Below are 19577 nucleotides of genomic sequence, written 5' to 3' on the forward strand. Positions count from 1 at the left end.
ACGCCGCCAGCGTTCGTCCTGAGCCAGGATCAAACTCTCCGAAGAAATGTTTGACTTGCTCATTCGCTTTTTTGATAGTGTGTGCTCACTTAAAATTTAACGTTGGCGCTTTGTTTTGTTCAGTTTTCAAAGAGCAATTTGTTTGTCGTATCTCTTAGCGACTTTAATATCTTAACACCTTATCATCACTTCGTCAATAACTTTTTAAAAAAAGTTTTTTTCATTCTTTTTCAAAAGCTATTACGTAGCAGCAACTTTTATAATATACCAGCGTACAAACCAATAGTCAATAGATTTTTTGAATATAATTCGATTTAAATATCATGACTGGTTCCGCTTGGATAAATTCGTTTTCCCCCTCATATACATCAGGCATTCTTCCTCGGTGCTCACCCTTTTAAACAGCCTGAAAAGGATATTATATTTCTCGTTTATTGCCCTTTTGACTAAGTGATCGATTCTGTCATCTTGCAAATCGAATAGTATTTCATCCATCTCTCTTTTTAAAAGGTACTCCAATTCCATCTTTTCTTTGTCATTAATCAATAAACCGAGCATGGTTCACACCTCCATCAGACAGCTTTCCCCATTCCCATGAATTTTATGAATTTTCAACGGATTTTTTTGCATAACAATAATCCTCGCGCATAAATTTGAAGACAAGAGTACTTTGGACAAGGGGATGGATTAATGAAATTTTTCATGGTGCTTCAGGCCAAGAACATTAAATATTATTCGTTAATTTTGCTTACGGCACTTTTTACCGCTTGGTTTCTTTTTGTACAAAACATTCTTCATGCCCCCGTTTTTTCTACAGAAGATGGGCCGAAAGCGGTTTATAAAGGGGAAAAGAATGTTGCGATCACGTTCAATATTGGCTGGGGTGATGAGAAAGCCGCCCCAATAATAGAGACATTAAAAAGAGAAAAAATTAAATCCGCCACTTTATTCCTCGCGGGATCTTGGGCTGAACGTCATCCGGACATTGTAGCTGAAATTGTGAAAGAAGGATATGAAATCGGCATGCTTGGTTACGATTATAAAGATTATTCCGAAATGGAAGATCAAGAAATCATCCGGGATATTTCTAAAGCCCAGGAGGCATTTAAAAAACTTAATGTAAAGAACATAGAACTTTTACGTGCTCCCACCGGCCACTTTGATAAACGCCTCTTAAAGATCAGCGAGAATTTCGGATATACCGTTGTCCACTGGAGCATCGATTCAAAGGATTGGACCAATCCAGGTGTGGATCGGATCGTTCAGAACATCACCAAGGCCCAAAAGGGTGATATCATCTTATTACATGCTTCAGACTCCGCAAAACAAACGAATAGGGCTTTACCGGAGTTACTAAGTGAACTTCGATCAAAAAATTTAAACTTCGTTAACGTTTCAGAGATGATTTCCAATTCATCGGCAAGCAGTGAGGAAATCCGCTGACTGAAAAAACTGCGTACTAATGGTCTCCAAAACCTTTAGTACGCAGTTTTTATGTTTTGATTTCCTTATGTATGGACCCACTTACAAATAGGTTAGCTGCCTTTCCCTAGTTCACCGGCTTTCATCTTTCCCTTTGCCGGAGTTTGCTTACTCCCTCTCTTATTGGCCAATTCCCTTTGTGAACGTTGAATCAATTTGCTCAGAACCAATAATTGATAAGCATTGCAGGCTAACAACGGAAACAGCATGAAGTAAAGCCAGCTTTCATCATTGGCACTTAGGACAGGTATCCACTCCAAAACCGTGACCACGACCATGAAAAATAAGGCGGGTATGAACGACTGTTTATTCGTTTGTTTCATTTTGAAATATGCTGTAATAAGCCCTGCGGCCAATACAACCAATGCTAACACGATGTAGGAACTGATCCCCTCGCCTGAACCAAAGCTGAGATATCGCAGGTAAACAAGATCGAATACAACAAAAAGAATGAGTACAAGTTGAACGGCATTCCATAAGGAAGCGCTTTTAAATATCCCCAGACCAAAACGATGTATCGTTAAATAGGCAAAAAAGCCAGCTTGGCTTATGACACTGAAAATTAATCCAACACCGAATAACCAAATAAAAGTTGATAGGATGGCACTGACTTCAAAAGAAGAAAAATAAGGCTTAAACTCACTCCACCGAGCCAAGAACCCTACAACTCCGCCCGTTACACCACCGATAAGCAATGTTGTTAAAAACAATTTAACTAAGTTACGGCTGTTCATTGTTTTCCTCCATACATTTCTATTTCATTTCCTTAATTGTACCAACCAAATTTGGAAAAATCCACTTATTCCACCAAGGAATAATATCACCGATTGGAACCATATTAACAGTAAGAAGGATGAAAGGGGCCCTGCGTATGAGAGTGGGAGTTGCTTTGCTTTTCACGTCATTCTTGCTCGTTTGTTCCGGTTGTGCGCAAAATGGAGCAGGCGCAGAAAAAATGGATTATGAAGAGACAAAGAAAATGATCGTTGATATCTTGAAGACAGATGATGGAAAAAAAGCCATCCAGGATATCATTACTGATGATAAAACGAAAGCTGAACTTATTATGGATTCGGAAGACATTAAGAAATCCATTGAAGATATGGTCACTTCAGATAAAGGGAAGGAATTTTGGAAAAAAACATTTAATGACCCGGAATTTGCTTCCGCTTATGCTAAAGCATTGGAGGGCGAACATAAAAAGGTATTGAAGGACTTAACTGCTGATCCTCAGTATCGTGGAATGCTCATGGAAATAATGAAAGAACCGGATATGGAAAAAGAAATGAATAAGTTATTAAAAACCAAGGAGATGCGGTCGATCTATAAAGATCTGATCATCGAAACTATGGAGAGTCCCCTCCTTCAAGCGAAAATGCAAGAGAAATTGGATAAAGCTGCTACTAAAGCAGTAGAGAAGGAGAAAAAGTAAAAAGAGGCTGATTCCAATCGGAATCAGCCTTCTTTTCATTGTAGTTTTTCAATAACCTTTTTGGCAATATCTTCATAAATCCTACCGAGTCTATGGTCCGCTGCGTAAATGGATGGAGCAAAGTCCTCTTCGTTCCAATCTGGCTGCTGCAGGGGAAGTTGGCCTAAAACTTCCGTACGAAGCTCTTCTGCAAGCTTCTTGCCGCCGCCTTTTCCGAATACGTACTCTTTTTCACCGGTCGTTTTACTTTCGAAGAATGACATATTCTCTATGACACCGATGACTTCGTGTTCTGTCTTGATGGCCATGGCACCAGCTCTTGCCGCAACGAAGGCTGCAGTCGGATGCGGTGTCGTAACGATGATTTCCTTACATGAAGGGAGCATCGTATGAACGTCCAAAGCAACATCTCCTGTGCCCGGCGGTAAGTCAAGGACCAGATAGTCCAAATCTCCCCATTCCACTTCATTAAAGAAACTGTTAAGCATTTTACCGAGCATCGGTCCTCTCCAGATGATCGGAGCGTTATCCTCTACAAAAAAGCCCATTGAGATAACTTGAACGCCAAACCGTTCTACAGGAATGATTTTTTCCCCGCGCACAACCGGTCTTTTTGTTATCCCCATCATATCAGGTACACTGAATCCATAAATATCGGCATCAACCAGTCCGACCTTTTTACCCAAACGAGCAAGTGAAGTAGCGAAATTCACTGAAATCGTGGATTTTCCCACTCCGCCTTTACCACTGGCGATCGCGATGAATTGTGTTTTGCTGTTAGGTCCAAGCAAACCTTGGTCCGCTTCATCCTGAGGAATACTCTCACGATGCTTGGCTAACTCCTCTTCTGAAAGCTCCGTGAAACGGATACCTACCGATTCCGCTCCGTTCGTTTTCAGCAAGTCCACAACTTCCGATTGCATTTGCATTTGTTCGGCAGTCCCTGTTTTTGCAATCGCAAGTTTAACGCTTACATGATTCTTTTCAGGTTTTATTTTGATTTCTATAATTCCATTTGTCTCTTCAAGGTTTTTATGTAGAAAAGGGTCTTTAAGATCCTTTAATAAATTCAGTACTTTCTCTTCTGTTAACAAGTCGAGCACCCCTTTGAATTTTATTTTCCCATTTTTCAGTATAACATATTACTGTAAGAAAGCTCATTATCTGCCCCCGCCCATAGTAAAAAGGCCTTGTACCTTACAAGACCCAGACATCACTCTTCATCCGATATTTTTTCCTCTGTAAAGTACCGTAAAATACCCATATAAATCGAACCGGCAACCTTTTCTTGATACTTATCACTGATAAGGCGTTCCCTTTCTTCGGAATTGGAAAGAAATCCAATTTCCACAAGCGCCCCCGGTTTCTTGGCATAATTCAGCAAATACACATGGTTAATCGTTTTTGCATCACGCTTTGTATTTTCCAGGTTTCTTATGATTTCAGTCTGAATGAATTTTGCCACCTGTTCATTTTCCTCAAACCTGTTTGTATAAAAAGTCTGGGCACCTTTCGATGACGCTGATGGAAAAGAGTTCAAATGAATGCTTAAGAATAAGTCCGCTTCCGAATCATTGATCATTTCAACCCGATTCCGTAAGTCCTCCTGTTTTCGCTGGCGGACCCCCTTTGTATTTCCCTGTGCCAAATCCTCGTCCTTCTCACGTGTCATGATGACAAGGGCACCCTGTTCCTGTAAATAGTCCCTGACCTTTAGTGAAACGGAAAGGGCAATTTCCTTTTCCATAACCTCTTGTACATTTGCCCCGCCGTCCATCCCACCGTGACCTGCATCCAGAATGATGACCTTCCCTGCCAACGGAAGGTTCCAGGAGTCCCAAGAATCATCTTCAACAAATTTAAAAGTCACAATTAAAAAAAGGACAAATAATCCCATAGCTATCCCTGTATATTTCAGCTTTCTGCGCATGACCGTTCCCCCTCCATGATCTCTCTACTAAAAAGTATGGGACAAACCATGAAATTAGAACAAGGAATGGGGTTTTGGCCTTTCTAATGCAGTTTCATTTTATATCGTTTTTCTCCAGTCTTAAAGCCGTCCAGCCACCAATCCCCAACAAACCCTTCACAACAATAAAACAAACCTTCATCGAAAGCTTTATTCGCTGTAACTTCCCGCCAATACAAAATAAAGTTAAAAAGAGTATCGACCAAAAACTTCTCTTCCTTCCAGCACCTGGACCTTACATCTTCTTCCGACTCACCATAATAGCCAAACTTACTATAGTTTGCTCCTAATAAATACGCCTCGATGGCAACATCAAAATAGCCTTCCTCCAAAACATCCATCAAATCCTGGCCGAAGTAACGCTTAATCCTTCCCTTCATGTCTTCGATGGAAAGTTCCCTTAGCAGCCTGCGTTCGAACTTCAATTGCCTTACCCTTTGCATCTCCTGTAAACCTAATATCACAGCCATAATTCACCTCCGGGGCAATTCCCCATTTACCAAAATTATTTCCCAAGACATAATTTAGTTTTAGCGTTCTATTTTGAACCATTCATTTATTCCATTGGCAAAAAATGATGAGGATAGGTTCGGCGGGTACTTGAAAAAGTTTATCGATATGCAAAATATAAGAAGCCTGTTAAAGTGCAGACTGCACAAGATACTTAATGTTAGAAAACTTCTGGTTTTCTCCACTAACACGCCACTCAGGCAGCTGCCCGAGGCTGACCTTGCCGACTTGGGTCGCTCCCTGCGCATGTCTATTTGTCTGTTAAGATAAAAAGGACATCCATGGTTAACGGATGTCCTTTTCCTAAATGATATAACATTTTATAATAGCGAATTCTTTTAATACCCGTTCACTTAGTATGATGTCTTTTTTAACTTCCTGAGGATCAGAGCGCAGTACAACATCCAAAGGTGGTGCAACTCAAAGTTAGAAATGGCTTCCTATTTTTGTTCCACTTTATATCAGTCCGGCTCTTTTCTTTAATCGACCAGCAAGCGGCACTACAATTATTCCGGCTATTACGACCTGCATCAAGTTTCCGGGGATGGAGCCAAATGGCTGTATCCAGTTACCATAAAGGATAACTTCGACAAAATAGTAGCCGACGATTTTAATAATCAATGCAACGGCAACGGCCATGGTGTATACCCATTCTCTTTTGCCCGGTACCTTTTCGGATATAAGGCCGGCTAGAAAGCCCATTGCACCTACAATGACGAATGTAAACGGTGCCCATGCTGCCCAACCAGAGAAAAGATCGAAGAAGGCCATACCGAAGGCGCCTGCTATCGCTCCTGTTTTTTTGCCATAAACGAAAGCAGCTATAAAAAGGGGAACGTTACCTAGATGGATCAGGCCGCCGTTACCCATTATTGGGAGCTTGATGTTAATGAACATTGTCGCTACAAGAGTTAATGCAATGAATAGCGCATTGATGACCAAGGTTTTTGTTTTAGTTGTTTCAATCGGTGAGTATGTTGAATTCATATGAAGTCCTCTTCTTTTTTTAACTATTATCATACTCCTAAACAGGAACTTAATAAATATGGATTTTACAAAAAATTCTGTATTACATCTGAAGCCCCCTCACCGCGACGTTTCATTTACATGGAGTCTAGAAGACTGGATGCATGGCATGATATACCAGGAACATTCAAACGTTTTGGGATCATTACACTCTGTACATTGAATAAATTTGGTTGGCCATATAATCCGAACTAAAATGAAGCCCCTTTCTTAACCACCATATTATGATGCCTACCAATGAGGCCGTTTTAATATCAATGTCAACATAATCAGCAGGCAAATCCTTTTTGGTGTTCTTCCTTCTTATTTCTACTAATTGCTTCAATAATGAAAACAATTGTTCCTCAAATTGATTCGTCTTAAATAAAATAAGTAAATAATTTCGATGGATATATAAATAATCAAGTAATTGAGTAAGCTGTTGTTTTTCTGATAAATCTTTCGCATGTATTAAAGCAAAAATTTTATCAGAAAGCTCCTTTAAAATCTCATCGGTGATTTGCGTTAGTAAATCTTGAATATCCTGATAATGTAGGTAAAATGTTGTTCGGTTTAATCCTGCTTTGGCTGCGATTTTCTGAACCGTTAAATTTGAAATGGCAGGGTCCTCGGATAAGAGACCAATGACAGCGTTCTTAAACATTTCTCTTGACCGAATTGTACGAGGATCTTTTTTAATAGACATTTTTAACTCCTTTATAGATTTTCTTTGACTTCCTCAACAGCATATATTCCTATGTCGATTAGTGAACATTTTCAAGAAAACTGTTCATGGTAAGCAACATATATTTTTGTTACCATCGATTTTATCGACACAATGTTGAGAATGCAAGTCAAAAATAAAGGAGTTTACGAATGAAAAATGATATTTCAGAAAGAAATAAAAAAATTTTATTAATTGTACTGATTGCCGGCTGTTTCTTATCGACATTAAATCAGACTTTATTAAATGTTGCATTGAGTGGTTTAATGGACGTATTTCATGTTACAGCTGCGACTGTACAATGGTTATCGACTGGATTTATGCTGGTGAACGGTGTTTTAGTACCGATTACGGCTTTTTTAATGAAACGCTTTACAACAAGGCAGCTATTTATTAGCTCGATGTTCTTTTTGTTAATCGGATCTGCACTTTCTGCATGTGCGGAGAATTTTGGCATGCTGTTAACGGGAAGAATGATTCAAGCAATTGGTGCCGGGATTATAATGCCTCTAATGATGACAGTCATTTTATATTTATATCCTAGTGAAAAGCGTGGAAGCATTATGGGGACAATCGGATTTGCGATAATATTTGCTCCAGCCATAGCTCCTACATTATCTGGTTTTATCATTGAATATGTTTCATGGAGATGGTTATTTATTGGGTTAACCCCATTTATAATAATCGTCATTGTTCTAGCGTTCAAATATTTAATGAATGTTGCAGAGACAACAAAAGCAAAATTAGATATCACTAGCGTCATTTTATCAACGATTGGTTTTGGCAGCATATTATTTGGATTTAGCAGCGCAGGAAGCAAGGGATGGGATAATCCCGTTATCATCACTGCAATAATCGCCGGAATAATCGTGACGGCTCTATTCTGTTTACGTCAAATGAAATCCAGCGATCCATTATTGAATTTATCTGTATTTAAGTACAAGGTTTTCACGCTCACTTCTTTCATCAATGTACTAATTACGATGATTATGTATGCGGATTTAATTCTTTTACCAATTTACTTGCAAAATGGCCGAGGTTTTACAGCATTTGAAGCAGGTTTACTGTTATTGCCTGGAGCTGTGATTAATGCCTTCTTGTCCCCTGTCACTGGTAAAATGTATGATAAACACGGTGCTAAACCACTCTTTATTTCAGGTTTAATATTAATCATTGTTTCGATGTGGGGAGTCATAGATATAAACGAATCCACAACCTATATCTATATAATGGTCCGTACCATTATATTACGAATTGGATTAAGCTTCATTACCATGCCTTTAAATACAGCAGGGCTGAATGCTTTACCAAGAGAATTGGGTTCACATGGTTCAGCTGTTAATAATACCATTCGCCAATTGTCAGGTGCTATTGGAACAGCAGTTGTCATCACAGTGTATACAATGCAAGCAGCTTCACATGCCTCTGAGCTATCCATGCAAAATGAAAACATTACAGCAATACAACTAGAGGCATTAGCTTCTATCTTCGGCTCAAGTGATGCCTATGTTTTTATGTTAATCCTATCTTTTGTGGCGTTAATTTTTGCATGCTTTATGCCGAAAAAAGCCGCAATTAAAAAAAGTGAAAGTGAATAATCTAACTATAATCGATAACAATAGGATCAGTTTAATAAAGCATATCCGGGATATCCCGGGTATGCTTTATTATTTTTAAAATATAAATCCATGGAGCGTGTAATCATAATCGGACAAAAAAGACTCCCAACCGAAATGGTTGAGAGTCTTTGAAACGGTAATAGAATTAACGTTTTGAGAACTGAGGTGCACGACGTGCGCCTTTAAGACCGTATTTTTTACGTTCTTTCATACGTGGGTCACGAGTTAGTAAACCAGCAGTTTTAAGAGATGGACGGTATTCTGGATCAACTTGTAGCAATGCACGAGCGATACCGTGACGGATTGCTCCAGCTTGACCAGTGTATCCACCACCGCTAACGTTTACTAAAACGTCGTAATTTCCAGTAGTTTCTGTTGCAACTAGTGGTTGGTTAACAACTTCACGTAATGCTGCGAAAGGAATATATTCATTGATGTCACGACCGTTAATAACGATGCGACCTTCGCCTGGTACTAAACGTACACGAGCTACTGAGCTCTTACGGCGACCAGTACCATAATATTGAACTTGTGCCAAGATAGTAACCTCCTTAGTAATTATCCGCGTAATTCGTATACTTCTGGTTGTTGAGCAGCGTGTGGGTGCTCAGCTCCAGCGTATACGTGTAATTTTTTGTAGATTTGACGACCAAGAGAATTCTTTGGAAGCATACCTTTGATAGCAAGTTCAAGCATTCTCTCAGGGTAGTTTGTACGCATTTCAAGAGCAGTTCTAGTTTTAAGACCGCCTGGATGCATAGTGTGACGGTAATAAATTTTGTCTGTCAATTTTTTACCAGTCAAGTGGATTTTTTCAACATTGATAAGAATTACATGATCACCAGTGTCAATGTTCGGTGTAAAAGTTGGTTTATGTTTACCACGTAAGATGGATGCTACTTCAGTAGAAAGGCGACCTAAAGTTTTGCCTTCAGCGTCAATCACATACCATTTACGTTCTACTTCATTAGCTTTCGCCATAAATGTCGTACGCATGGTTAACCTCCTAAAAAACTTTTTAATTTTTTATATTTATTTTCAATCACAATAAACTTCCGGGGCTTATCGTGGGATTAAAATACATACCATATTATATTAACTTCTCCCAGTTTCATTGTCAAGGGAATGTTACACTAGGATAAGTTGTCTATAAAACACTCTCTGCAACTCCATGAAAAGATCAGTATAGCGCCAAACCGCTCCATTACTGATTTCATTCCGTTCCCGGTTGTAAAAAAACTGGTATCACTTCAAAAAAAATTATTTGTAAAATACTTTCCATAAATATAATCCTTGGGCAGGCGCAGTTTTCCCTGCAAAACTGCGGTCCTTTTTGTCCAAAATTCCACTCATGTCACGGGGTGACATTTTGCCGCTGCCGACATCCAGGAGCGTCCCAACCAAGATACGGACCATATTATACAAAAATCCTTCGCCAACGAAGCGGAAAACCATGAATCCATCGCTCTCTTCAAAATCCATTTCTTTTATGGTTCGAACTTTATCGACCACTTCCGTTTTTGCCGAACAAAAACTTGTAAAGTCATGTGTCCCTATCAAATAGGAGATTGCTTCCCTCATCGCCTCCCCATCTAATGGGTAGGGATAATGATAGGCGTAATTTCTTTGGAACGGGTCCCGTAGTTTCGAACGGGCGATGATATAACGGTACTCTTTCCCCGTCGTATGGAACCTCGCATGAAAATCGTCAGGCACGATATCGACTTCCAGAACGATGATATCGGTCGGAAGAAGGGCACTGAAGGCCTTTACCCAATTTTCAGTAGGGAATGTAAGCGGCGATTCAAAGTGAAGTACTTGCCCCTTTGCATGGACCCCTGAGTCTGTCCTGCCTGAAGCAGTCACTTTTATAATTGTGCCTTTATGCATTTGGGCCAATACTGCCTCGAATTCACTTTGTATGGTGCGTTTCTCTGGCTGCACCTGATAACCAGCAAAATCCGTGCCGTCATAAGCGATCACACATTTATATTTTGGCATAGTTCTCTTCCTTATTATGAACGTAATAAAAATAACATGACCGTTAGAACGCCTATTGAGACCATCAAAAGACTATCACTCGTCTTCCAGTCCAATTGGCGATATTTCGTGCGGCCTTCCCCGCCACGGTATCCTCTTGACTCCATGGCAGTTGCCAATTCCTCCGCCCGTTTGAATGAACTTACAAATAGAGGAACAAGCAGCGGTACAATCGATTTAACCCTGTCCTTTATCGGGCCAGATGAAAAATCAACTCCCCTTGCAGTTTGGGCCTTCATGATTTTTTCCGTTTCCTCCATTAGCGTTGGAATGAATCGAAGGGCAATGGACATCATCAATGCCAGTTCATGTACAGGCATCTTCCACTTTTTCAAGGGTCCCAACAGCTCTTCCATTCCATCTGTAATGGATATCGGCGATGTCGTCAAAGTTAAAAGTGACGTAACAAGGATTAGTAAAGTAAATCTAACGGATATGAAAAAACCTTGAATCAGACCGCCTTCATAGATTTCAAACCAACCGTATTCAAAAAGCAATTCCCCTTCTTTCGTAAAAAATATATGGAGAAGGAATGTGAATACGATCAAGAAAAAGATTGGTTTTAACCCATTATAAAGATAACGAAGCGGTATTTTGGAAAGACTGATCAAAAGGATGGTGAATACAGCAAGCAACCCGTAAGAAACGACATTATTCGCCAAAAAGACGACACAAACAAACAGGAACACGAGGAGCAATTTAGCCCTTGGGTCCATCTTGTGCATCAGTGAATTTGCAGGGACATAACGCCCGATAATCATTTTATCCAGCATCAGCGGTTCCCCCGTTTCATGGCTTTATCTATTTCTATCGCTAAATCACCGATATTAAGACACGGATGATCAAATCGGACACCAAGTTCCTTCTGGAGCTTCAGCTGAAAACGGACCGTATCAGGAACATCCAGGCCAAGCTCCATTAATTGTTCCGGCTCCGAAAAAATTTCCTGGGGGGTTCCTTTTTTGAACACCGTACCCTTGTGCATGATAATGATGTCATCCGCGTACTTGGCTGCATCCTCCATGCTATGTGTTACAAGAATCGTTGAAATTCCCCTTGCTTTATGCAAATCATAAAACATATCCATGATCTCTTTGCGTCCTCGCGGATCCAGTCCCGCTGTGGGCTCATCAAGCACCAATACTTCGGGTTCCATGGCAAGTACCCCAGCAATGGCCACCCGTCGCATTTGTCCGCCGGATAAGTCGAATGGAGATTTTCCAAGAATTTCCTCATTCAATCCGACTTGCGCGATTGCCTTCCTGGCCAGTTTCTTAGCATCGATTTCTGAAACGCCAAAATTCATTGGTCCGAAACATATATCCTTTTCAACCGTTTCATCAAATAACTGATGTTCCGGAAACTGAAAAACTATTCCAACCTTTTGTCTTATTGGCCGCAAAGCCTTTTCTTTTCTTCCGGCTTCAATCGTCCGATCCCCAATGAAAACTCGACCCTTCGTCGGTTTTAAAAGAGCATTCAAATGCTGCAGTAGCGTGGACTTCCCGGACCCTGTATGCCCGATGATTGCGGTATAGGTTCCCGGCTCCATTGAAATATTGACATCATGAAGGGCTAGATGTTCAAAAGGAGTATTCACCTGATAGCGGTATTCTACATCATCGAGTGTAATTCGCATAAATCCTTCACCAACTCTTCCTCTGTCAAATGCCCATCAACTACACGAACACCATTTTTTTGTAACTCCTTGGTTAGTTTCACTGAAAAGGGAATATCCAGACCAAGGGCAATCAATTCTTCCTCTAACTCAAAAATGTCCTGAGGCGGTCCTTCACGATATAACCGACCTTGGTTCATGACTATCATTCGATCAGCTTTGGCAGCTTCCTCAAGGTCATGGGTGATTGATATGACAGTGATCTCGTTTTCCTGTTTCAATTCCCTAACTGTTTCAAGCACTTCTTCACGGCCTCTTGGGTCAAGCATGGAGGTTGCTTCATCTAAGATGATTATGTCTGGCTGCAGGGCTATTACACCTGCTATGGCCACTCTTTGCTTTTGACCGCCGGATAGATGGTGCGGCTCTTGATTAAGAAAGGCATTCATTTTAACCTTATTTAACGCACCATGAACACGCTCCACCATAACCTGCTGAGAAACACCGGCGTTTTCTAAACCAAAAGCCACATCATCCTGAACTGTAGTGCCTACAAATTGATTATCTGGGTTTTGAAAGACCATGCCAATTTTCTGGCGAACATCCCAAACGGATTCTTCTGTCAAAAGTTGATCATTAATCGTAATGGTACCTGAGTTAGCGAACTGAAGACCATTCAGTAACTTTGCTAATGTCGACTTGCCAGAGCCATTATGTCCGACAATCGCAAGCCACTCCCCCTGATGAATATCAAAAGAAACATCATCCAAGGCGTTTCGAGACTGACCCTCATATTTAAAAACAATATTATTTAAAGAAACCAGCTTCTTCATTATGTGGCCCTCCTCATCCTCGACTGCACTCGTCTAAACTAAACTCTGCTCAATCAATATACAGTAGTTTTCTTTCTGAAAATATAAAAAAACGCTGCACCCCTTCCACCGAAAGAATTTTCGGTAAATTAAGAGCAGCTAACAGCGGGCCTGTTACGAAAAACAGGTTATCTTATAATCGCTTATCAAAAGCGGGAAGGGATGCTTGAGCTAGACGTGAAGGCTCCCTGCATAATACAGGTTCCGCCAGCCATCGTAACACTCAATGCGAATTTCTAGATGACAGAATTTCTATTTAAAAAAAGAAAAAGGGCATAGAACAAGTGAGTATATTCATTTGTCCCGCCCTTTTTCATCGTTGTTATTAAACTAATTCAATAACCACGACTGGTGCACCGTCACCGCGGCGTGGACCAACTTTCATGATACGAGTGTATCCACCTTGACGTTCTTCATAACGTGGAGCCACGTCACTGAATAGTTTTTGAAGGGCATCTGTGCCATTCTCAGCGTCAGCGATTTCGTTACGGATGAAAGATGCAGCTTGACGGCGTGCATGCAAGTCACCACGTTTACCAAGAGTGATCATTTTATCTACTACAGAACGTAATTCTTTTGCACGTGCTTCAGTAGTTTCAATGCGCTCATGGATAATAAGATCCGTAGCTAAATCACGAAGTAATGCTTTACGTTGTGCGCTAGTGCGTCCTAACTTTCTGTAACCCATTAGAGATTCCCTCCTTTGTTGAAGTTCTATATTGTGTGTCTATAACAAGGCTCACAACATAATGGATTGATCCGCCATGTTATCAGTCGTCTTTACGAAGACCTAAGCCTAATTCTTCTAGTTTCGCTTTCACTTCTTCAAGTGATTTACGTCCTAGATTACGTACTTTCATCATATCTTCTTCCGTTTTATGAGCTAGCTCTTGAACGGTATTGATTCCAGCACGTTTCAAGCAGTTGTAAGAACGAACAGAAAGGTCTAATTCTTCGATCGTCATCTCTAGAACTTTTTCTTTTTGATCTTCTTCTTTTTCAACCATGATTTCAGCATTTTGAGCTTCATCGGTTAAACCAACAAAGATATTTAAATGCTCTGTTAAAATCTTAGCTCCAAGTGCTACCGCTTCTTGCGGACCAGTACTGCCATCAGTCCAAACATCGAACGTTAACTTGTCAAAGTTAGACAACTGTCCAACACGTGTATTTTCAACTTGGAAAGATACGCGTGAAACTGGAGTGTAAAGAGCATCGATTGGAATTACACCAATTGGCTGGTCTTCTCTCTTGTTTTGAACAGCAGGAGTGTAGCCGCGGCCGCGACGTGCAGATAAACGCATACGCATATGACCGTTTTTACCAATTGTAGCAATATATAAATCCGGATTAAGAATTTCTACATCACTATCATGAGTGATATCAGCAGCCGTGATGACTCCGTCACCTTGAACGTCAATTTCCAGCGTCTTCTCTTCATCAGAGTAAATCTTAAGAGCTAGTTTTTTCACATTAAGAATGATAGATGTTACATCTTCCACGACGCCTTCAATTGTTGAGAACTCATGTAGCACTCCATCAATTTGTATAGCTGTGACAGCAGCACCTGGGAGTGAGGATAAAAGGATACGACGGAAGGAGTTACCCAATGTAGTACCATACCCACGCTCTAGTGGCTCTACGACGAATTTACCGTATTTGGTATCGTCGTTGTTTTCAACCGTTTCGATTTTTGGTTTTTCTATTTCGATCATCAATAAACCCTCCTTCAAAACGTCAAAACCCCGGCAAGTAAACGAAGTCACTTAAACCGAAATTCCCCATGTATACGTTCCCGCTGTGCGCAACAACTGAAAATTAATCCTCTGTAAGAACGCAAACTCAGTATTATATCCCATTATTGACAGGAATACAAAATCTATACAGAAAAATTAAACACGGCGACGTTTTGGTGGACGGCATCCGTTATGTGGAACTGGAGTTACATCTTTAATTGCAGTTACTTCTAGGCCAGCAGCTTGAAGTGCACGAATAGCAGCCTCACGTCCAGCACCAGGTCCTTTAACTGTAACTTCAAGAGTTTTCATACCATGTTCAATTGATGTTTTAGCAGCTGTTTCAGCAGCCATTTGTGCAGCGAATGGAGTGGATTTACGAGATCCACGGAATCCTAAAGCTCCAGCACTTGACCAAGAAATAGCATTACCATGAGAGTCAGTGATCGTAACGATAGTGTTATTGAATGTTGAACGAATATGAGCAATACCAGTTTCTATATTCTTTTTCACACGACGTTTACGTGTATTAGTTTTACGTGCCATGAAAAGTAACCTCCTTTACTAATTATTTTTTCTTGTTAGCTACAGTACGACGAGGTCCTTTACGCGTACGAGCATTGTTTTTTGTATTTTGACCGCGAACAGGAAGACCACGACGGTGACGTAAACCACGGTAAGAACCGATTTCCATTAAACGTTTGATGTTTAGGGAGATTTCACGACGAAGGTCGCCTTCTACTTTAAGCTTGTCAATGATATCACGAATTTTGTTCAATTCGTCTTCCGTTAAGTCACGAACGCGAGTTTCTTCAGAAACGCCTGCTTCTGCAAGAATCTTGATCGCTGTTTGTTTTCCAATACCATATATATATGTTAATGAGATAACAATACGTTTGTCACGGGGAATATCTACTCCAGCAATACGTGCCATGCTTGAGTGCACCTCCTTCTATTTAGCCTTGTTTTTGTTTATGTTTAGGGTTTTCGCAAATAACCATAACTTTACCTTTTCTGCGGATAACTTTACACTTTTCGCAGATTGGTTTGACTGATGGTCTGACTTTCATTGCTATCTAACCTCCTTATACAGATCGGAGCGTAACCGGATTATTTGAACCGGTATGTGATTCTGCCGCGAGTTAGATCATACGGGGAAAGCTCAACCGTAACTTTATCTCCAGGCAAAATGCGAATAAAGTGCATACGAATTTTACCGGATACATGAGCTAAAACAGTATGACCATTTTCTAATTCTACCTTAAACATTGCATTTGGCAAAGTCTCTTGTACTGTGCCTTCTACTTCAATTACATCATCTTTCGCCATTAAAGTGATTCTCCCTTCTCTATGCGTGAACCTATTAAAGGTGCACATCTTTCCGTCAACATTACTACAGTCCAATTATCCTCATAAGTCTTAAAATTCTGCATCAAGTATTCACCATTTTGTAGAACCAGGCTTTAACTGAGGACCTTTATCAGTTGGACCGAAATGAGGATTTTATGGGTCCTCATGTAAGTCTTGACCGATTCCGTGACCGACATACTCTCGAAATAGAGAAGCAATTAGTCTCGACATAGGTTTGAATAGCATGGGAGATGTTTGAAAGGCGCACGCCTGACATAGCTTCTTTCAACCCTCTATATCACGACTCTTTAGGAATCCCAATAGAGTCACTGCATTTCTTCATCAATTTTGCCGACCGGATATGTCCATGAAGATCACTTAAAAAGTAATCGCCCAATTCAGGGAATACCAAGTACAAGAACCTGATTAATAAATGTGCGAATGCTCTCGCGAAATCCATTATACCCTTTGTATTATAGGAATGCACCAAGTTTAACTAGTAAGTTATAAAAATGGTATGAATTTCATAAATCAATACGAACGATTAATTTTGTAAAGCACCAAGCAACACATCAATATTTTCAAATACCTTATTAATATCTTGCTGTCCGTTAATGTTGACCAAGTATCCTTTTTCTCCGTAGAAATCAAGAAGTGGTTTGGTTTGTTTCAAATTCACATCTAAGCGATTTTGAACCGTTTCTGCATTATCGTCGGCACGTTGATATAATTCTCCGCCACAGCGGTCGCATACATCATCTTTTGCAGGAGGATTGAATACAAGATGGTATGTCGCACCACAAGATTTGCAAATACGACGTCCTGTCAATCTTTCCATTAAAATGTTTTTATCAACATCGATATTAATGACAAAATTTATTTTGCGATCTAAATCAGTTAGAATGCTTTCAAGTGCCTCTGCCTGTGCCACAGTACGTGGAAACCCATCAAGCAAAAATCCTTTTAGGCAGTCTTCCTTGCTTAAACGTTCACGTACGATGCCAATGGTAACTTCATCAGGTACCAATTCGCCTTTGTCCATGAATGATTTCGCCTTTAGACCTAATTCTGTTCCATCTTTGATAGCTGTTCGGAACATATCTCCAGTAGAGATATGAGGGATATTATATTTTTCTACGATTTGTTCAGCTTGAGTGCCCTTACCAGCACCCGGCAGACCCATTAAAACTAGATTCAATTTTCTTCCCCCTCAAACTCTATAATGGGTAAAGGGAACAAGGCGTTCCCAAAACTCATTACTTTATAAAGCCTTTATAGTGTCTCTTCACAAGTTGTGATTCCAGCTGCTTCATCGTATCAAGGGCAACCCCCACTACGATCAGCAAACTGGTACCGCCAATCTGTGCAGATTGAGGCAGATCAGCGAGCTTAATGAAAAATACCGGTAAAACGGCAATGATGGCCAAGAATATGGAGCCTACAAACGTCAAACGGTATAAAACACGTGTTAAATATTCTTGTGTACTCTTACCTGGACGAATCCCCGGCACATAGCCACCTTGCTTTTTCAAATTCTCAGCCATTTGTTCAGGGTTAACCTGAATGAATGCATAAAAATACGCAAAAGCAATGATAAGAGCAACATAGATGATCATACCAATTGGCTTGGTATAATCAAGATTTGCTGATATCCAACTAGTCACGCTGTTCTTTCCAAAGAAAGAAGCGATTGTAGTGGGAGTAATGATAAATGCCATTGCAAAGATTACCGGAATAACCCCCGCAGCATTTACTTTCAATGGTAAATGAGTAGACTGGCCACCCATTTGTGTACGACCTACCGCAGCACGTTTCGCATACTGAATAGGAATTTTACGTAATGCCTGCTGAATGAAAATAACAGCAACCACGATTGCTAATACTGCTAAAACAATGAGGATAATCGTTATGATTCGCAAGAATAATTGATCACCGGCATTTTCAAATTGTTGGGCGTAAATCTGATTTGCCGTATTAGGCAAACTAGCTACGATACCAGCAAAGATAATGATGGAAATCCCATTACCCACACCCTTAGCAGTGATCAGCTCCCCTAACCACAAAAGAAAAGCTGTTCCTGCCGTTAAGACAGTCGCAATAAGCAAGTATGTTGCAATTCCAGGATTTTCAATCAACTGGCCACCTGACATATTATTGAACCCATAAGACATACCAACTGCTTGGATGAATCCTAGGATAATAGTGAAGTAACGAGTGAATTGTGCTAATTTACGGCGCCCTGCTTCTCCTTGTTTAGACCATTCAGTGAACTTAGGAACAACATCCATCTGTAACAGCTGAACGATGATGGATGCCGTGATGTACGGCATGATACCCATCGCTAATATAGAAAAGTTTTGCAGTGCCCCGCCGCCAAAGGTATTTAAAAGGCCTATGACGCTCAGCTGGTCCTGTTCAGCGAGAAAATCGGCATTCACATGCGGTACAGGTATAAATGTACCGATGCGATAGACGATTAACATTAGAAGGGTAAAAATAATCTTATTCCTTATTTCACCCACGCGCATAAAATTGGAGATCGTGCGAAACATTAGATCACCTCTGTATTACCGCCAGCAGCTTCGATAGCTTCTTTAGCAGTAGACGAGAATTTGTGAGCTTTAACAGTAAGCTTTTTCTCAATGCTTCCTTTGGCAAGAATTTTGATTCCTGCTTTTTCTTTACTTACAACCCCAGTCTCAAGTAAAAGAGCTGGTGTTACTTCAGTACCGTCTTCGAAAAGATTTAACGTATCAAGATTCACGATAGCATAGTCTTTACGGTTGATGTTGGTAAATCCACGTTTAGGTAAACGTCTGAATAGAGGAGTTTGTCCCCCTTCAAATCCAAGACGCACACCGCCGCCGGAGCGAGCGTTTTGTCCTTTATGTCCTTTACCTGCTGTTTTACCGTTACCAGATCCAATACCGCGACCTTTACGTTTACGTTCTTTACGAGAACCTTCTGCAGCTTTTAACTCATGAAGTTTCATGTTGGCACCTCCTTGTTAAGTTAAAAATTATTTTATTGTTCTTTTACAGTAACAAGATGAGCAACTTTGGTAATCATACCGCGAATCGCAGGGTTATCTTCTTGGATAACCGTTTGATGCATTTTGCGTAAACCCAAAGTGTTAACTGTAACACGTTGATCTTCAGGACGACCAATTAAGCTGCGAGTGAGGGTAATTTCTAATTTATTAGCCATAATTCGATTTCCC

Annotated in this window: 26 protein-coding genes and 1 pseudogene; 3 read left to right on the forward strand and 24 right to left on the reverse strand. The window is 40.4% G+C overall.

What is annotated here, in order from left to right; all coding sequences use genetic code 11:
• Positions 1-321: 321 nt before the first annotated feature.
• Entirely contained in the window at positions 322-558 is a 237-nt protein-coding gene (locus tag ACFRAK_RS21960) for a hypothetical protein (protein ID WP_260288211.1), read from the reverse strand.
• Positions 559-690: 132 nt separating this feature from the next.
• Here ACFRAK_RS21960 and pdaB point away from each other — a divergent pair, with 132 nt between their 5' ends.
• Positions 691-1443 carry a polysaccharide deacetylase family sporulation protein PdaB gene (gene pdaB / locus ACFRAK_RS21965; RefSeq protein WP_394572512.1) on the forward strand — a complete coding sequence of 251 codons (753 nt, stop codon included), beginning with the start codon at positions 691-693 and terminating at the stop codon, positions 1441-1443.
• 92 nt (positions 1444-1535) lie between these two features.
• Here pdaB and ACFRAK_RS21970 read toward each other — a convergent pair whose 3' ends face one another.
• A complete protein-coding gene (locus ACFRAK_RS21970; RefSeq protein ID WP_394572513.1) occupies positions 1536-2216 on the reverse strand; it encodes a KinB-signaling pathway activation protein in 681 nt (226 codons plus the stop codon).
• 137 nt (positions 2217-2353) lie between these two features.
• On the opposite strand from ACFRAK_RS21970, the gene gerD reads away from it, so the two are divergent.
• Positions 2354-2914 (forward strand): spore germination lipoprotein GerD, encoded by a 561-nt coding sequence (gerD, locus tag ACFRAK_RS21975; RefSeq protein WP_394572514.1) that lies wholly within the window; start codon positions 2354-2356, stop codon positions 2912-2914.
• A 35-nt stretch (positions 2915-2949) separates the two neighbouring features.
• On the opposite strand, the gene ACFRAK_RS21980 is transcribed toward gerD, so the two are convergent.
• From ACFRAK_RS21980 to ACFRAK_RS22000, 5 genes are all read right to left on the reverse strand, one after another.
• Entirely contained in the window at positions 2950-4008 is a 1059-nt protein-coding gene (locus ACFRAK_RS21980; RefSeq protein ID WP_141994048.1) for an Mrp/NBP35 family ATP-binding protein, read from the reverse strand.
• Between the two features lie 119 nt (positions 4009-4127).
• A complete protein-coding gene (gene cwlD, locus ACFRAK_RS21985; protein WP_387707010.1) occupies positions 4128-4844 on the reverse strand; it encodes an N-acetylmuramoyl-L-alanine amidase CwlD in 717 nt (238 codons plus the stop codon).
• Between the two features lie 83 nt (positions 4845-4927).
• The gene (locus ACFRAK_RS21990; protein WP_394572515.1) at positions 4928-5353 is read right to left on the reverse strand and encodes a DUF2521 family protein; all 426 of its coding nucleotides are present in this window, start codon (positions 5351-5353) and stop codon (positions 4928-4930) included.
• 496 nt (positions 5354-5849) lie between these two features.
• Positions 5850-6380 (reverse strand): ECF transporter S component, encoded by a 531-nt coding sequence (locus ACFRAK_RS21995; protein WP_394572516.1) that lies wholly within the window; start codon positions 6378-6380, stop codon positions 5850-5852.
• Between the two features lie 184 nt (positions 6381-6564).
• The gene (locus ACFRAK_RS22000) at positions 6565-7104 is read right to left on the reverse strand and encodes a TetR/AcrR family transcriptional regulator (RefSeq protein ID WP_394572517.1); all 540 of its coding nucleotides are present in this window, start codon (positions 7102-7104) and stop codon (positions 6565-6567) included.
• 170 nt (positions 7105-7274) lie between these two features.
• Between ACFRAK_RS22000 and ACFRAK_RS22005 the strand changes: the two genes are divergently transcribed.
• Complete coding sequence (locus ACFRAK_RS22005; protein ID WP_394572518.1) at positions 7275-8720, forward strand: DHA2 family efflux MFS transporter permease subunit; 1446 nt, start codon at positions 7275-7277, stop codon at positions 8718-8720.
• Positions 8721-8886: 166 nt separating this feature from the next.
• Here ACFRAK_RS22005 and rpsI read toward each other — a convergent pair whose 3' ends face one another.
• The 17 genes and pseudogenes from rpsI to rpmD form a co-directional block, all read right to left on the reverse strand.
• Positions 8887-9279 (reverse strand): 30S ribosomal protein S9, encoded by a 393-nt coding sequence (gene rpsI / locus ACFRAK_RS22010; RefSeq protein ID WP_034304957.1) that lies wholly within the window; start codon positions 9277-9279, stop codon positions 8887-8889.
• A gap of 20 nt (positions 9280-9299) precedes the next feature.
• Complete coding sequence (rplM, locus tag ACFRAK_RS22015; protein WP_034304960.1) at positions 9300-9737, reverse strand: 50S ribosomal protein L13; 438 nt, start codon at positions 9735-9737, stop codon at positions 9300-9302.
• A 264-nt stretch (positions 9738-10001) separates the two neighbouring features.
• Entirely contained in the window at positions 10002-10742 is a 741-nt protein-coding gene (gene truA, locus ACFRAK_RS22020; RefSeq protein ID WP_311202596.1) for a tRNA pseudouridine(38-40) synthase TruA, read from the reverse strand.
• Positions 10743-10756: 14 nt separating this feature from the next.
• Positions 10757-11554 carry an energy-coupling factor transporter transmembrane component T family protein gene (locus tag ACFRAK_RS22025; protein ID WP_192207449.1) on the reverse strand — a complete coding sequence of 266 codons (798 nt, stop codon included), beginning with the start codon at positions 11552-11554 and terminating at the stop codon, positions 10757-10759.
• Entirely contained in the window at positions 11554-12420 is an 867-nt protein-coding gene (locus ACFRAK_RS22030) for an energy-coupling factor ABC transporter ATP-binding protein (protein WP_377422728.1), read from the reverse strand. The genes ACFRAK_RS22025 and ACFRAK_RS22030 overlap by 1 nt, the downstream gene beginning before the upstream one ends.
• Positions 12396-13235: an energy-coupling factor ABC transporter ATP-binding protein gene (locus ACFRAK_RS22035; protein WP_192208116.1), complete on the reverse strand. Its 840-nt coding sequence runs from the start codon at positions 13233-13235 to the stop codon at positions 12396-12398. Before ACFRAK_RS22035 ends, ACFRAK_RS22030 begins: the two co-directional genes overlap by 25 nt.
• Positions 13236-13596: 361 nt before the next feature.
• A complete protein-coding gene (gene rplQ, locus ACFRAK_RS22040) occupies positions 13597-13959 on the reverse strand; it encodes a 50S ribosomal protein L17 (protein WP_034304973.1) in 363 nt (120 codons plus the stop codon).
• A gap of 82 nt (positions 13960-14041) precedes the next feature.
• Positions 14042-14986 (reverse strand): DNA-directed RNA polymerase subunit alpha, encoded by a 945-nt coding sequence (locus ACFRAK_RS22045; RefSeq protein WP_394572521.1) that lies wholly within the window; start codon positions 14984-14986, stop codon positions 14042-14044.
• A gap of 177 nt (positions 14987-15163) precedes the next feature.
• Positions 15164-15553, reverse strand: coding sequence for a 30S ribosomal protein S11 (gene rpsK, locus ACFRAK_RS22050; RefSeq protein ID WP_028390438.1), 390 nt, complete (start codon positions 15551-15553; stop codon positions 15164-15166).
• Positions 15554-15575: 22 nt separating this feature from the next.
• On the reverse strand, positions 15576-15941 hold the full coding sequence (gene rpsM, locus ACFRAK_RS22055; protein ID WP_034304978.1) for a 30S ribosomal protein S13: 366 nt from the start codon (positions 15939-15941) through the stop codon (positions 15576-15578).
• 22 nt (positions 15942-15963) lie between these two features.
• The gene (gene rpmJ, locus ACFRAK_RS22060; protein ID WP_003156543.1) at positions 15964-16077 is read right to left on the reverse strand and encodes a 50S ribosomal protein L36; all 114 of its coding nucleotides are present in this window, start codon (positions 16075-16077) and stop codon (positions 15964-15966) included.
• Between the two features lie 40 nt (positions 16078-16117).
• The gene (gene infA / locus ACFRAK_RS22065) at positions 16118-16336 is read right to left on the reverse strand and encodes a translation initiation factor IF-1 (RefSeq protein WP_028390440.1); all 219 of its coding nucleotides are present in this window, start codon (positions 16334-16336) and stop codon (positions 16118-16120) included.
• A gap of 42 nt (positions 16337-16378) precedes the next feature.
• Positions 16379-16830 (reverse strand): annotated as a pseudogene (locus ACFRAK_RS22070) (M24 family metallopeptidase); the annotation flags it as partial.
• A gap of 71 nt (positions 16831-16901) precedes the next feature.
• The gene (locus ACFRAK_RS22075) at positions 16902-17555 is read right to left on the reverse strand and encodes an adenylate kinase (RefSeq protein WP_387604868.1); all 654 of its coding nucleotides are present in this window, start codon (positions 17553-17555) and stop codon (positions 16902-16904) included.
• A gap of 58 nt (positions 17556-17613) precedes the next feature.
• A complete protein-coding gene (secY, locus tag ACFRAK_RS22080; RefSeq protein ID WP_192207446.1) occupies positions 17614-18909 on the reverse strand; it encodes a preprotein translocase subunit SecY in 1296 nt (431 codons plus the stop codon).
• The gene (rplO, locus tag ACFRAK_RS22085; RefSeq protein WP_034304982.1) at positions 18909-19349 is read right to left on the reverse strand and encodes a 50S ribosomal protein L15; all 441 of its coding nucleotides are present in this window, start codon (positions 19347-19349) and stop codon (positions 18909-18911) included. The genes secY and rplO overlap by 1 nt, the downstream gene beginning before the upstream one ends.
• A gap of 32 nt (positions 19350-19381) precedes the next feature.
• Positions 19382-19564: a 50S ribosomal protein L30 gene (rpmD, locus tag ACFRAK_RS22090; protein WP_076372857.1), complete on the reverse strand. Its 183-nt coding sequence runs from the start codon at positions 19562-19564 to the stop codon at positions 19382-19384.
• Positions 19565-19577: the final 13 nt, after the last annotated feature.

This window comes from Peribacillus sp. NPDC056705 (genome assembly GCF_043656335.1).